Annotated in this window: 14 protein-coding genes; 9 read left to right on the forward strand and 5 right to left on the reverse strand. The window is 62.2% G+C overall.

Annotation, left to right across the window (positions count from 1 at the left end; translation table 11 throughout):
• Positions 1-8 precede the first annotated feature (8 nt).
• A complete protein-coding gene (paaZ, locus tag LVS58_RS11910; protein ID WP_233691230.1) occupies positions 9-2063 on the forward strand; it encodes a phenylacetic acid degradation bifunctional protein PaaZ in 2055 nt (684 codons plus the stop codon).
• Between the two features lie 239 nt (positions 2064-2302).
• Entirely contained in the window at positions 2303-2473 is a 171-nt protein-coding gene (locus LVS58_RS11915; protein ID WP_233691231.1) for a hypothetical protein, read from the forward strand.
• A 78-nt stretch (positions 2474-2551) separates the two neighbouring features.
• Here LVS58_RS11915 and LVS58_RS11920 read toward each other — a convergent pair whose 3' ends face one another.
• Positions 2552-2821, reverse strand: a complete 270-nt coding sequence (locus LVS58_RS11920; RefSeq protein WP_233691232.1) for a DUF6555 family protein — start codon at positions 2819-2821, stop codon at positions 2552-2554.
• 167 nt (positions 2822-2988) lie between these two features.
• The gene (locus LVS58_RS11925; protein ID WP_233691233.1) at positions 2989-3198 is read right to left on the reverse strand and encodes a general stress protein; all 210 of its coding nucleotides are present in this window, start codon (positions 3196-3198) and stop codon (positions 2989-2991) included.
• Between the two features lie 235 nt (positions 3199-3433).
• Between LVS58_RS11925 and LVS58_RS11930 the strand changes: the two genes are divergently transcribed.
• On the forward strand, positions 3434-3832 hold the full coding sequence (locus LVS58_RS11930) for an NUDIX hydrolase (RefSeq protein ID WP_233691234.1): 399 nt from the start codon (positions 3434-3436) through the stop codon (positions 3830-3832).
• A gap of 1 nt (position 3833) precedes the next feature.
• On the opposite strand, the gene LVS58_RS11935 is transcribed toward LVS58_RS11930, so the two are convergent.
• Positions 3834-4385, reverse strand: coding sequence for an ATP-dependent Clp protease proteolytic subunit (locus LVS58_RS11935; protein WP_233691235.1), 552 nt, complete (start codon positions 4383-4385; stop codon positions 3834-3836).
• A gap of 259 nt (positions 4386-4644) precedes the next feature.
• Here LVS58_RS11935 and LVS58_RS11940 point away from each other — a divergent pair, with 259 nt between their 5' ends.
• From LVS58_RS11940 to LVS58_RS11960, 5 genes are read left to right on the forward strand one after another with little or no spacing between them, the layout of a single operon-like run.
• A complete protein-coding gene (locus tag LVS58_RS11940) occupies positions 4645-5562 on the forward strand; it encodes a DUF72 domain-containing protein (RefSeq protein ID WP_233691236.1) in 918 nt (305 codons plus the stop codon).
• Positions 5559-6332 (forward strand): endonuclease/exonuclease/phosphatase family protein, encoded by a 774-nt coding sequence (locus tag LVS58_RS11945; protein ID WP_233691237.1) that lies wholly within the window; start codon positions 5559-5561, stop codon positions 6330-6332. The genes LVS58_RS11940 and LVS58_RS11945 overlap by 4 nt, the downstream gene beginning before the upstream one ends.
• Entirely contained in the window at positions 6329-7531 is a 1203-nt protein-coding gene (gene clsB, locus LVS58_RS11950; RefSeq protein WP_233691238.1) for a cardiolipin synthase ClsB, read from the forward strand. The genes LVS58_RS11945 and clsB overlap by 4 nt, the downstream gene beginning before the upstream one ends.
• Positions 7531-8484 carry a lysylphosphatidylglycerol synthase domain-containing protein gene (locus LVS58_RS11955; RefSeq protein WP_233691239.1) on the forward strand — a complete coding sequence of 318 codons (954 nt, stop codon included), beginning with the start codon at positions 7531-7533 and terminating at the stop codon, positions 8482-8484. Before clsB ends, LVS58_RS11955 begins: the two co-directional genes overlap by 1 nt.
• Positions 8485-8512: 28 nt before the next feature.
• A complete protein-coding gene (locus LVS58_RS11960) occupies positions 8513-8929 on the forward strand; it encodes a hypothetical protein (protein WP_233691240.1) in 417 nt (138 codons plus the stop codon).
• Positions 8930-9018: 89 nt separating this feature from the next.
• Here LVS58_RS11960 and LVS58_RS11965 read toward each other — a convergent pair whose 3' ends face one another.
• Together LVS58_RS11965 and LVS58_RS11970 are read right to left on the reverse strand one after the other, a co-directional pair.
• Positions 9019-9243: a metallothionein gene (locus tag LVS58_RS11965; RefSeq protein WP_233691241.1), complete on the reverse strand. Its 225-nt coding sequence runs from the start codon at positions 9241-9243 to the stop codon at positions 9019-9021.
• Positions 9240-9704 carry a phosphotransferase system, HPr-related protein gene (locus tag LVS58_RS11970; protein WP_233691242.1) on the reverse strand — a complete coding sequence of 155 codons (465 nt, stop codon included), beginning with the start codon at positions 9702-9704 and terminating at the stop codon, positions 9240-9242. Before LVS58_RS11970 ends, LVS58_RS11965 begins: the two co-directional genes overlap by 4 nt.
• 127 nt (positions 9705-9831) lie before the next feature.
• Here LVS58_RS11970 and ligD point away from each other — a divergent pair, with 127 nt between their 5' ends.
• Complete coding sequence (ligD, locus tag LVS58_RS11975; protein ID WP_233691243.1) at positions 9832-12333, forward strand: DNA ligase D; 2502 nt, start codon at positions 9832-9834, stop codon at positions 12331-12333.
• Positions 12334-12341 lie beyond the last annotated feature (8 nt).

Raw genomic sequence — 12341 nt, forward strand, 5'->3', positions numbered from 1 at the left:
AGAACAGCATGTCTGCCGCCCCTACTCTGCAAAGTTTCATCGCCGGCCGCTGGCTCGGCCAGCACGGCGCCCAGGCCCTGCGCAGCGCCCTCGACGGCCACGTACTGGCCTACAGCCATGAAGAGCGCCCGGACTTCGCCGAAGCTGTGGACTACGCGCGTGCGCGCGGTCTTGCCTCGCTGATGGGCATGGATTTCCAGCAACGTGCCCAACGCCTCAAAGCCCTGGCCCTGTACCTGGCCGAACGCAAAGAGCAGCTCTATGCCCTGTCGCACCACAGCGGCGCCACCCGCGCCGACAGCTGGATCGACATCGAAGGCGGCAACGCCACGCTGTTCTCCTATGCCGGCATCGGCGGCCGCGAGCTGCCGTCGGGTAACCTGGTGCACGAAGGGCCAGCCATACCGTTGGGCAAACAAGGCCATTTCGCCGGTAGTCACATCCTGGTGCCACGGGCAGGCGTTGCGGTGCACATCAACGCGTTCAATTTCCCTATCTGGGGCATGCTGGAAAAATTCGCCCCGACGTTCCTGGCCGGCATGCCCTGCATCGTCAAGCCGGCGACCTCGACCAGCTATTTGACCGAGGCCGTGGTACGCCTGATGAATGCCTCCGGCCTGCTCCCCGAAGGCAGCCTTCAGCTTGTTATCGGCAGCACCGGCGACCTACTCGACCGCCTGCAGGGGCAGGACGTGGTGACCTTCACCGGCTCCGCCGACACGGCCGCGAAACTGCGCGTGACGCCCAGCCTGATTCGCAACTCGGTGCCGTTCACCGCCGAGGCCGACTCGCTCAACTGCGCAATCCTCGGCCCGGACGTGAGTCCGGACAGCGAAGAGTTCGACCTGTACATCAAGGAGGTGGTGCGGGAAATGACCACTAAAGCCGGGCAGAAGTGCACCGCCATCCGGCGTGCGATCGTCCCGGCCAGGCACCTGGATGCCGTTGCCACCCGCCTGCGCGAGCGCTTGAGCAAGGTTGTGGTTGGCAACCCGTCGCTTGAAGGTGTGCGCATGGGTGCCCTGGCCTCCCATGACCAGCAGCGCGACGTCGGCGAACGGGTGCGCAGCCTGCTGCAGAGTTGTGATCAGTTGTTCGGCGCCAGCGATGGCTTTGCCCCGCGTGGCGAAGGCGTGGCTGAAGGCGCGTTCTTCGCACCAACCTTGTTGCAGGCCCGCGACCCACATGCCGAGGGCGGCGCCCACGATATCGAAGCGTTCGGCCCGGTCAGTACGCTGATGGCCTATGACGACCTCGACGAAGCCTTGTCACTGGCTGCCCGTGGCAAAGGCAGCCTGGTGGCGACCCTGGTCACCGCCGACCGCAGCGTGGCCGCCAAGGCGATCCCGGTGGCTGCTGCCTGGCATGGCCGGCTGCTGGTGCTCGATAGCCAGGCGGCCAAGGAGTCCACCGGTCACGGCTCGCCGCTGCCGCAGCTCAAGCACGGTGGCCCGGGCCGCGCCGGTGGTGGTGAAGAGCTGGGTGGCCTGCGTGCGGTCAAGCACTACTTGCAGCGCGCGGCAGTACAAGGCTCGCCGAGCATGCTCACGGCGGTCACCGGCGAGTACGTGCGCGGCGCCGAAGTGATCGAAACCGAAGTGCACCCGTTCCGTCGCTACTTCGAGCAGCTGCGCATCGGCGAGTCGCTGCTCACCCATCGACGCACCGTGACAGAAGCTGACCTGGTCAATTTCGGCTGCCTGTCAGGCGACCATTTCTATATGCACATTGACGAAATCGCCGCCAAGGCGTCGCAGTTCGGTAAGCGTATTGCCCATGGTTACTTCGTGCTGTCGGCTGCGGCCGGGTTGTTCGTGTCGCCCGGTGCCGGACCGGTGCTGGCCAACTATGGGCTGGACACCCTGCGCTTCATCAACCCCGTGGGCATTGGCGATACCATCCAGGCGCGCCTGACCTGCAAGCGCAAGATCGACCAGGGCAAGACCAGCCCGTTGGGGCAGCCGCAGGGGGTGGTAGCGTGGGATGTGGAAGTGACCAATCAGCTGGGTGAACTGGTGGCCAGCTACGACATCCTGACCCTGGTGCTGAAAAAACCGGAATGATGTGATGAAGCTACTGCCCTCTTCTCAGGCAAGCCGTCTCTGGACGGTACGCGTAGGAGCGGGTTTACCCGCGAAGAGGCCGGTAGCTGCTCAAGGCAATTGGAATCACTGCACGCACGTGGCTGCAGTGAAATATTCAGGCATCTCAAACCGTTGGTCAGCCACTGCCAATGCTCAGTGAACCGCTGGCGTGCACCTGCCGCTCTCAATTCATGAGGATCATGAACGAGGACTGCACAATGGATTACCTACTGCGAATGGGTGGCGGCAATGTTGAGGATGACTGGCCGGAGCTGGAACCGGATCGACGCAACGATCGGGCAGACGACCCGGATACCGACCCCAATGTGACTGATGACGAGGAAAACCGGCCTGGCGTCCCGGCCAGCGACCCTGAGTCTGGCGCATGACACGATGTGTATCAGCGTACCTTGCAGGAGCGGGGATGTCCGCTCCTGCCGTTTCTTTGACCGGTTGCAGGCGAGTTTCTATACCATCGCCGCCGGATCGCCCACCGACTGGTTGGGCTTGCTCCCGGAAACCCGCCAGCTGACGGCGGTAATGCCGTAGCGCTCGGCCATCGGCCGACTGACCTTCCTGATCTTCTCGCGACCGAACTTGGGAATGATGCCGATGCCTGCATCACAACTTGCCCAATGCCAGGCCTCGGCATTGTCCAGGCGTTCCAGGCGAATGATGAAGCTGCGCGGCTGATCATGCAGTTTGTAATCGATTATGTACAGCTGTGGGCTAGGCATCGCAGGGGGCCTCCTCTTCTCCATGGATGACAACCTGATTGATCGGGCCGTGGCCAGAAGATTCAAATTTTTGTCTAACAAAATGACGTGGCGCGACTCCGGGGCGGTGACCCCGGACTCGCTGCCGGGCCTCTATAGGGTACCTGCCGCTTAGCGAAAGCGCCCCCTCACTCGCTGCGACCTGCGCCGTGGCTGTTACGGCCGCCCTTGCGGCCCGCTTCCGACGCCCGTTCGCGGTCGTTGGCAAAGTTGCCGCCAGATGCCTGGCCTCCCTTGTGGCCAGCGCGCGATGCCCGCTCGCGGTCATTGGCAAAGTTGCCTGGGTTGGTTTCCTTGGTGCCGCCGCGCTGGCGGGTTTGCTCTTGGTCCTGCGCCATGTCGTTTCTCCTTGCGATGGAATGGCTGATCGCATGAATGGGTGCCATGCCTAGCTTCCGAGCCCCGGATTTGTCGCTGTGCTCAATGGTTTTACAAGCAGCTGACCGGTGGCACGAAAAACACGCAGGCAAGATGTTTGCGTGACGGCTTTGACCGTTCGTCAGCTTCAACGCAACGTTTATTGCCAGCCAGGGCCGAAAGTTCATGCAATAAAGGAATCGCCCAGGAGCCTGAATGAAGCCAGTCAAGCCTCGCGCCACCGTCATTTGCCGGCATGGCAAGCAGCGCCACAAGTGGTTGTGGGTAAGAAAGGCCAAAGCACCCTGGACCCTTCCAGGCGGCAAGATCGAGCCTGGCGAGACGCCGATGCAGGCCGCCGAGCGGGAGTTGCTGGAAGAAACCGGGCTACAAGCCGAATCGCTGATTTTGTTGATGCGCCACGAAACGCCAGAGCGTACGCATTACGTGTTCGCAGCGGAGTTTGCCGAAGCACCGCAGCCCAAGGCCCGGCACGAGATTTCCGACTGCCGCTTTGCCCACCTGGATCAGGTGGCTGTGGTGAAGGACGAGATCAAGGCCCTGATCCGCTCCTTGCTGGCGTGTGACCCGGGCACTGCGGCGTCCGTTCGATGAGCTAGGCGTGCACACTCCACTGAACTGCGTCCCCCGCGATCGGCATCTCGTCGATGGCATGGATCATTCCGTTTTCCAGCGCCTCCTGCGGCGCCAGTATCCTTGGATAGGCCATTAGATAGCGCGGTACATCCAGGACCTCGGCTGCGCCTTTTGTGCGCTCGGCCACGATCTGCGCATACAGGCGCAGGTCGTAATCCAGGCTCATCGCATACTCGGACATCCGCGCATGGTCCACTGAACCATGCAAGGTCCAATGAAACGGGTGGAAAAGAAACTTGCTGAAACTGCAAGCCGTGCGTCGCTCACCGGCAAGGAAAAGGATGTTGCCCATCGATTCCACCGTGCCTAGGTTGTGGGTATGCACCTCTACGGGTAACGCCCGCAGAAAGTTGTACAGGGTAAACCCATAGCTGCATTCCCCGCCCATGGTGGCGATGTTCAGTTGCACAAGCTCGGCCCCCTGTTGCAACGCCCGTGAGCAGGTCGTGATCAGGTTGCCACAGGTAGACGAGTTGATGGGTCCGGTGAAGTGGATGATATGTCTGGCCATGCGTGCCTCCACGGGTGGCAGGTCATTGCGCGTGCTTTTGCACATCGTCGCCCAGCCCGACCATCTGGCAGTGGGAGAAACGGTCGAATGTCCTCCTGGCACCCTTCCATGAAACGGGTATGCGGTGGAGACGCCAGCTGCCGCAAAGTTCAACTCGGCTTCAGCATTTCCATTGGTCAAGCGTTGTGAACCCTGGCCGGTTTTTATCAGTCGCACCTTCAGAGCGACCGAACAAGGAACCGGCAGTGAGGACGGCAGCGTGAGCGATATTCGCATCGGTATCTCCGGGTGGCGCTATGGCCCCTGGCGCAAGGATTTCTACCCAAAAGGCCTGAGACAGGACGATGAACTGGCATTCGCTTCACGGGCGGTGAACAGCATCGAAATCAATGGCTCGTTCTACAGCCTGCAAACGCCCGAACGCTATCTGGGCTGGCGTGACGAAACGCCGGATGGCTTCGTGTTCGCGGTCAAGGGGCCGCGTTATATCACCCATACCCGGCGGCTGAAGGACATCGAAGAGCCTGTGGCCAACTTTTTTGCCTCCGGGCCGCTGCTGTTGGGCGAAAAGCTCGGGCCGTTCCTGTGGCAGTTTCCTCCCAACATGAAGTTCGATGAAGACCGTTTTGCCCGGTTTCTGGAGCTGCTACCGCACACCCGCAAAGCGGCCCGTGAATGCGCCCAAGGCTGCGCCGAGCGCCTGAAGGGTAATGGCAGCCTTGCCATCAAGGGTAACGCACGCTTGCGTCACGCCGTGGAGATCCGCCACGAGAGCTTCCTTTGCGAAGCGTTTGTCAAGCTGTTACGCAAGCACCGCGTGGCCTTGGTGGTTGCCGACAGCGCCGGCAAATGGCCCTATGTCGAAGACGTTACTGCCGACTTCGTCTACATGCGTCTGCACGGCGATGTAGAGCTGTACAGCAGCGGCTATACCGCACGCGCGCTGCGCCGCTGGAAGGAACGTATTCAGCAATGGAGTGAAGGCCGCCAGGCGGACGATGCTCGCCTGATCGTGCCTGGGCCGCCGCCTCGGCGTGCGACACGCGATGTGTACTGTTACTTCGACAACGACCAGAAGGTTCACGCACCCTACGACGCCAGGCGCTTGCTGCAAAAGCTGTCATTGGACCATGAGCTGATGACCGAGCCAGGCGTGGTGCCGGAGGTGGCCTTGTGAACAGGACCCTGCCCGCCCCACGCTGCATCATCGACAAGGTGACCGCTGTACGCCGGCTCAATGTGTTGACGCTGAACGTGCACAAAGGCTTCACCTTCTTCAACCGGCGCTTCATCTTGCCCGAGTTGCGCGAGGCCGTACGGGCCACCGGCGCTGACCTGGTGTTTTTGCAAGAAGTGCACGGCAGTCACCATCAGCACGCCTTGCGTCACCCTGCCTGGCCAGAAACGCCACAGTACGAGTTTCTGGCCGACAGCATGTGGCCGCAGTTCGCCTATGGCCGCAATGCGGTGTACCCACATGGCGATCACGGCAACGCACTGTTGTCGAAATTCCCCATCAGCCGCTTCAACAACCTGGATGTATCGGTGCAGGGCAATGAACAGCGTGGCCTGCTGCATTGCCAGCTGGAGGTGCCGGGCCATGACGAGGTGCATGCGGTATGCGTACACCTGGGCCTGCGGGAAGTACACCGGCAGCGCCAGGTGAAGCTGATGCTAGAGCTGCTGGCCAGCCTGCCGCCCAACGCGCCGGTCATCATTGCCGGCGATTTCAACGACTGGCGGCTGAAGGCGGACGCGGTGCTCAGCGAACACCTGACAGAAGCCTTCGGCACCCCGGCGCGCAGTTTTCCCGCGCGCCTGCCGTTGTTGCGCCTGGACCGCATCTACTTGCGTAACGCCGTGTCGGGCGCTGCCCAGGTGCTGTCCAAATACCCGTGGTCGCATTTGTCCGACCACGCACCACTGGCTGCGGAGGTCAACCTGTGAACCGACCCTGGGTAGACGGCAACAGCGTGCAGTTGCTGATCAATGGCGAGCAGTACTACCCCCGCGTGTTCGAGGCCATGGCCAACGCGCGGGAAGAAATATTGCTGGAAACCTTCATCATCTTCGACGACAAAGTGGGCAAGCAATTGCAGCAGGTGTTGATCGAGGCTGCCCGGCGCGGTGTTCGCGTGGAAGTGGCCGCGGATGGCTACGGCACAGCCGAACTGCCGCCTGCATTCATTTCAGCGATGACCGACGCAGGTGTCAGCTTTCATGCGTTCGATCCACAACCCCGCTTGTTGGGCATGCGCACCAACCTGTTTCGCCGTTTGCACCGCAAGATCGTGGTGGTCGATGGGGAGCGGGCCTTCATCGGCGGCATCAACTACAGCGCCGACCATCTGGGCGACTTTGGTGCCATGGCCAAACAGGACTACGCCGTGGACGTCACCGGCCCGGTCGTGGCGCAGGTACATGCAGCCAGTAAGCGCCTGATGTCTCCCGTGCTGCAGCCCCCCAGTGCGGTACGCCCGGTTACCGAGCCCGCCGGAAGCAGCAGCGCTGTGCTGATCGAGCGCGACAACGGCATGCGCAGCACCGATATAGAGGCCCAGTACCTTCAGGCTTTTCGCAAAGCCAGGCAACGCATTGTGGTTGCCAATGCGTATTTCTTTCCGGGCTACCGGCTGATGCGTGAGCTGCGCAACGCGGCCAGGCGTGGCGTGGAGGTTCGGTTGATTTTGCAGGGTCAGCCCGACATGCGCTGGGTCCGTGCACTGTCGCGCCTGCTGTACAACTATCTGCTGCGCGACGGCGTGATGATTCTTGAGTACTGCCAGCGGCCATTGCACGGCAAAGTGGCACTGGTGGACGACCAATGGGCCACCGTTGGCTCCAGCAACCTCGACCCCCTGAGCCTGTCGTTCAACCTGGAGGCCAACCTGTTCATTCGTGATCGGGCCTTCAACCAGCAACTGCACCAGCATTTGCAGGCACTGGCCGGTGAGCAATGCAAACCGGTCACCCTGGAGCGGATGATTCGCGGCTACTGGTGGCGAGCACCGTTGATATTCGTGTGCTTCCACGTGATCCGTCACTTCCCCCGCATTGCGGGTTGGTTTCCTGCGCACCGGCAACGTCTGCGCTCGGTGCAGCCGCAAGCCGAACCCCAGGGCAATTTGCACGAGGGCAACTCCTGATGATGCGCAAAAGCTGGCAGACCTGGGGCAAACGCCTGTTCACGCTCGCGTTTGTGGTTCTGATCCCTGTGCTGTTATACCTGCTGGCGCGCAATCTGGACTGGAACGAAGTGCGCCAGTCTTTACTGGCCTACAAGCCTGGCACCCTGGCCATCGGATTGGCGGTCGCGTTGTGCAGCTATTTCACGTTCGCCAGTTACGACCTACTGGCCCGGGCTTACACCGGCCACACGCTCCCTGCCCGCCAGGTATTGCCCGTCGCGTTCGTGTGCTACGCCTTCAACCTCAATTTCACTACCTGGGTAGGAGGGGTTGCCTTGCGCTACCGGCTCTATGGCCGGTTGGGCCTGGATACCGCGACCATTACACGTATCCTGACCTTGGGGCTGTTGACCAACTGGATGGGCTATATGCTGCTGGCCGGCACCGTCTTCGCCCTGGGCCTTGTCGAGATGCCCGGCAACTGGGCGGTGGGCACTACAGGCCTGCGCCTGATCGGCCTGCTGCTGCTGGCGATTGCGGGCGGCTACCTGCTGGCCTGTGGTTTTGCCAGGAAGCGCACCTGGTGCTGGCGCGACCACGAAGTGACGCTGCCCTCGCTGCGTCTGGCGTTGTGCCAAGTGGCGCTGGGTGGCAGCAACTGGGCACTGATGGCGCTGCTGATCTTCTGGCTGCTGCCGGGCGAAGCGTTCTACCCGTCGATTCTTGGCATTCTGTTGATCAGCTGCGTCGCTGGTGTGGTGGCGCATATTCCTGCAGGGCTGGGCGTGCTGGAAGCCGTGTTTCTGGCCCTGCTGCACGGTCAGATGCCCCAGGGCACCCTGGTGGCTGCCCTGCTCGGCTACCGTACGCTGTACTACCTGATTCCGCTGCTTTTGGCGGTGGTGACCTACCTGATCCTGGAAAAGCGCGCCAAGGCCATGCGCCAGCGCGACAAGCCCGCTCAGACCTGAAAAGGGCCATGTGCCCTGGAGGTGGCAAATGCGTGTTCCTGTGCTGATGTTGATGGTTGCCAGCCTGGCCAGCGGCCAGGCCTGGGCCGAAGCTTGCGATGTGCTGACCCGCTCCTCCAGCGACGCAGTGACCCCTGTGGAACGGCACACCTGTTACAGCTACAGCAACTTGCCCGCCGAAGCGATCAACTGGTCATGCAGCAACGAAAGCAAGGACATGCTCAATAGCGAAAAGAGCAAGGTAGCGCGTTGTGCCGATGGAAGTGTCGGCAGCTGCATTGCTCCCCTGACCGCAGAGGCATTGGCCAATCCCAAAGCAATCGGTGGCGAGAAGCCGGCGTTGCCCAAGGATGCGCGGGTGATCACTTACTATTACGACACTCCGAGCCTCGGCCAGGCTCGTAGCGACTGTGAGCGAAACAACGGGATTTGGCAGACCCACTAGTACAAAAGCCTGGGAGCGAGCGCAAGCTTGCTCCCAGCCTAAGTTCAAAGGGCGGGGCGATCGCCTGCTAGGCCAGCCCCCTGGCGGCTTCAGGGCGAGATCGGATCACTGGCTGGGAAGGTTTCATCCAGCGCATTGTCCACCGCGCTCTCGGCCGGCTTTTCTCCACAATGACAGTCCTGCATCCGGCATGGCTCACCCTTGCGGTGGCCACTGGCGCAGGCTTCGCAGCAATAGGCCTTGCCGTCGCGCTGCAAGGCATTGGCATCCACCGTGCAGGAGCATTGCGTGCACGCGCAGCGTTGCTCGTTCATGGCTTGCTCTCCTCGTCGTCAATCACATCATCGGTCCAGGGCACACCATCCAGCGGCGCGGATCGCGCCAGTTCGGCTTCGTCCAGGCCAATGCCGGCACCGATCTCATCGGCATCCACCTGGCGCAAACGCTGGTCTGCCGGGCCACCGCTGTCACCCGGCTCGTGGGGGTCGCGGGCACCGGTTTCGTCCAGCAGGGTGTCCGGGCTCAAATCGTCATAGGTGACATTATCCTCATGCAGGCTGTCACTCAGCGTCTCGCCGCCGGTCATGCCACTTTGCGCCACGCGCCGGGGTGGAAACTCACGGGCGACCTCGGCGGCCGGTCGCTCGTCACCCACGCGCCCTTCGCGCTCATCGAGGCGTTCATCGAAATCCAGCTCATGCACGCTGCCCATGCGGTCTTCGGTGTCATCGATTTCGGTGGGGGTGTATGGCTTAGGTTCATCTGGTCGCGCCATGTGCGTTCTCCATCAGGTGGCTTCATTCGGTCGACTACGCCAGCTCACGGAAGATTCAGAGTTTTTTGAACTACCGCCTCGGCCAGCACCTCCCACGTTAGAGACTGTGATCTGCCCGGAGCCCCCTATGGCCAAGCCCCTGCAGGAATATGCGCGCAAGCGCGACTTCAACGCCACGCCCGAGCCCAGCGGCAAGCGCAGCCGTGGCAAGCGGGCCCATGCGCTGCAGTTCTGCATCCAGAAGCACGACGCCAGTCACTTGCACTACGACTTCCGCCTGGAACTCGACGGCACCCTGAAAAGCTGGGCGATCCCCAAAGGCCCGTCGCTGGACCCCAAGGTGCGCCGCCTGGCAGTGCATGTGGAGGACCACCCATTGGACTACGCCGATTTCGAGGGTCATATCCCTGAAGGCCACTATGGCGCAGGCGATGTGATCGTCTGGGACCGCGGTATCTGGGAGCCTGAAGGCGATGCGAATGAAGCCTACGCCAAGGGCAAGCTGCGTTTCCGCCTGCAGGGCGAGAAGCTAGGCGGGGTGTGGAACCTGTTTCGCACCCACCTGGCCGGCAAGAAAGAGCAATGGATGCTGGTCAAGTCGCACGACGCCCAGGCGCGCAGCGAAGCCGAGTACAGCATTGTCGAAGCCCTGCCTGACAGCGTGCTCAGCGATCGTACGCTGGTGCCACGCAAACTCGCTGCACCCAAAGCCGCAACAACGCGCAGCAGCCGTAAGCGCCCCGGCAACCTTCAAGCGGCACCCTTGCCGGCACAGCTACAGCCACAACTGGCCACGCTGGTGGACGCTCCACCCAGCGGTGACTGGCACTACGAAGTCAAGTTCGATGGCTACCGTATCCTGGCCCGCATCGAGGGCCAGGACATCCGCCTGTTCACCCGCAACGGCCATGACTGGAGCAGCAAGATGCCCCGACAGGTTGCCGCCCTGCGCGCACTGGGCATCGACTCGGCCTGGCTCGATGGCGAAATGGTGGTGGCCGATGACAATGGCATGGCTGATTTCCAGGCGTTGCAGAACGCCTTCGATACCGAGCACGACGAACGCATCACCTATTACCTGTTCGACCTGCCATTTCTGGGCGGTCAAGACATGCGGCAGGTACCGCTAGAGGCGCGCCGCGAGGCATTGCGCCAACTGCTTGAGCACAACCATTCGGACGTCATCAAGTACTCCGCTGACTTCGACCAACCTGTCGAGTCACTGCTCGACAGTGCCTGCCGGCTGAAGCTGGAAGGCCTTATCGGCAAGCGAGCTGGCAGCCTTTACAGCGGCCGCCGTAGCCCAGACTGGATCAAGCTCAAGTGCAAGCAACGCCAGGAATTCGTGATCGTTGGCTACACCGACCCCAAAGGCAGCCGCAGCAGCTTCGGTGCCCTGCTGCTGGCCCTGCACGACAATGACAGTGGCGAGCTGCGCTATGCCGGGAAGGTAGGTACCGGGTTCAATACCACGACACTGGCCAGCATCCACGCGCGGCTCAAGCCCCTGGAAATCGCCAGCCCAGCGTTGCCCTCGCCGCCTGCCGGAGCCGAAGCGCGTGGTGTGCACTGGCTGAGGCCACAGCTGTTGGCGGAAGTCGCCTATGCCCAGATGACCCGTGACGGCATCGTGCGCCATTCAGTGTTCCACGGCCTGCGCGATGACAAGGCGGCAACCGCCATTGACCTGGAGCGTGCCATGCCCGCAAAGACTGTATCCAACCGTAGCGCGCAGGCCAAGGCCTCCGAACACCTGGGTGAACTGCGCCTGACCCACCCCGACCGGGTCATTGATCCCACCACGGGTGTGACCAAGCGCGAGGTCGCCGAGTACTACGCCGGCATCAGCCAGTGGATCCTGCCCCAGCTCAAGCACCGCCCGGTGGCCTTGGTGCGCGCCCCGGACGGCTTGGGCGGCGAGCTGTTCTTCCAGAAAAACGCAGGCCAGCTGCACATACCCAACGTCCTCAGCTATGAAAAGGCCGAGGCAGGCCAGGCGGCGATGGTCATCAATCGCCCGGACACGCTGCTGGGCGCGGTGCAGATGAACATGCTGGAACTGCACACCTGGAACGCCACAGACAAGGATTTCGACAAACCGGACCGTTTTGTGCTCGACCTGGACCCTGACCCTGCACTGCCCTGGAAGGCGATGGTGGAGGCGACCCAACTGACCCTCACCCTGCTGGACGAACTGGGCCTGAAGGTGTTCCTGAAAACCAGTGGTGGCAAGGGTATGCACGTGGTCGTGCCCTTGACCCGGCGAGCCGGCTGGGACGAGGTCAAGGACTTCAGCCACGCCATCGTCAGCTACCTGGCCAAACTGTTTCCGGAGCGCCTGAGCGCGGTGTCAGGGCCGAAAAATCGCGTGGGGCGAATCTTCATCGACTACCTGCGCAATGGCAAGGGCGCCACCACGGCGTGCGCCTATTCACTGCGTGCCCGTGACGGGCTACCTGTATCGGTACCCGTCTGGCGTGAGGAGCTAACGCAGATAAAAGCCGCCAACCAATGGAACATCACCAACCTGCGCGAGCGCCTGACGGAGGTCGACGACCCTTGGGCCGACATGGGCAAGGTACGCCAGTCGATCACCGCGCGCATGCGCAAGCAGCTAGGGCTCAAGTGATGACACCC

The sequence above is a fragment of the Pseudomonas sp. JR33AA genome, from assembly GCF_021378985.1.
GTDB lineage: Bacteria > Pseudomonadota > Gammaproteobacteria > Pseudomonadales > Pseudomonadaceae > Aquipseudomonas > Aquipseudomonas alloputida.

What these genes read in the sequence shown, in the direction of transcription:
- paaZ (WP_233691230.1), top strand. Translation starts at nt 9, where the DNA reads ATGTCTGCCGCCCCTACTCTGCAAAGTTTCATCGCCGGCCGCTGGCTC.
- LVS58_RS11915 (WP_233691231.1), top strand. Translation starts at nt 2,303, where the DNA reads ATGGATTACCTACTGCGAATGGGTGGCGGCAATGTTGAGGATGACTGG.
- LVS58_RS11920 (WP_233691232.1), bottom strand. Translation starts at nt 2,821, where the DNA reads ATGCCTAGCCCACAGCTGTACATAATCGATTACAAACTGCATGATCAG.
- LVS58_RS11925 (WP_233691233.1), bottom strand. Translation starts at nt 3,198, where the DNA reads ATGGCGCAGGACCAAGAGCAAACCCGCCAGCGCGGCGGCACCAAGGAA.
- LVS58_RS11930 (WP_233691234.1), top strand. Translation starts at nt 3,434, where the DNA reads ATGAAGCCAGTCAAGCCTCGCGCCACCGTCATTTGCCGGCATGGCAAG.
- LVS58_RS11935 (WP_233691235.1), bottom strand. Translation starts at nt 4,385, where the DNA reads ATGGCCAGACATATCATCCACTTCACCGGACCCATCAACTCGTCTACC.
- LVS58_RS11955 (WP_233691239.1), top strand. Translation starts at nt 7,531, where the DNA reads ATGATGCGCAAAAGCTGGCAGACCTGGGGCAAACGCCTGTTCACGCTC.
- LVS58_RS11960 (WP_233691240.1), top strand. Translation starts at nt 8,513, where the DNA reads ATGCGTGTTCCTGTGCTGATGTTGATGGTTGCCAGCCTGGCCAGCGGC.
- LVS58_RS11965 (WP_233691241.1), bottom strand. Translation starts at nt 9,243, where the DNA reads ATGAACGAGCAACGCTGCGCGTGCACGCAATGCTCCTGCACGGTGGAT.
- LVS58_RS11970 (WP_233691242.1), bottom strand. Translation starts at nt 9,704, where the DNA reads ATGGCGCGACCAGATGAACCTAAGCCATACACCCCCACCGAAATCGAT.
- ligD (WP_233691243.1), top strand. Translation starts at nt 9,832, where the DNA reads ATGGCCAAGCCCCTGCAGGAATATGCGCGCAAGCGCGACTTCAACGCC.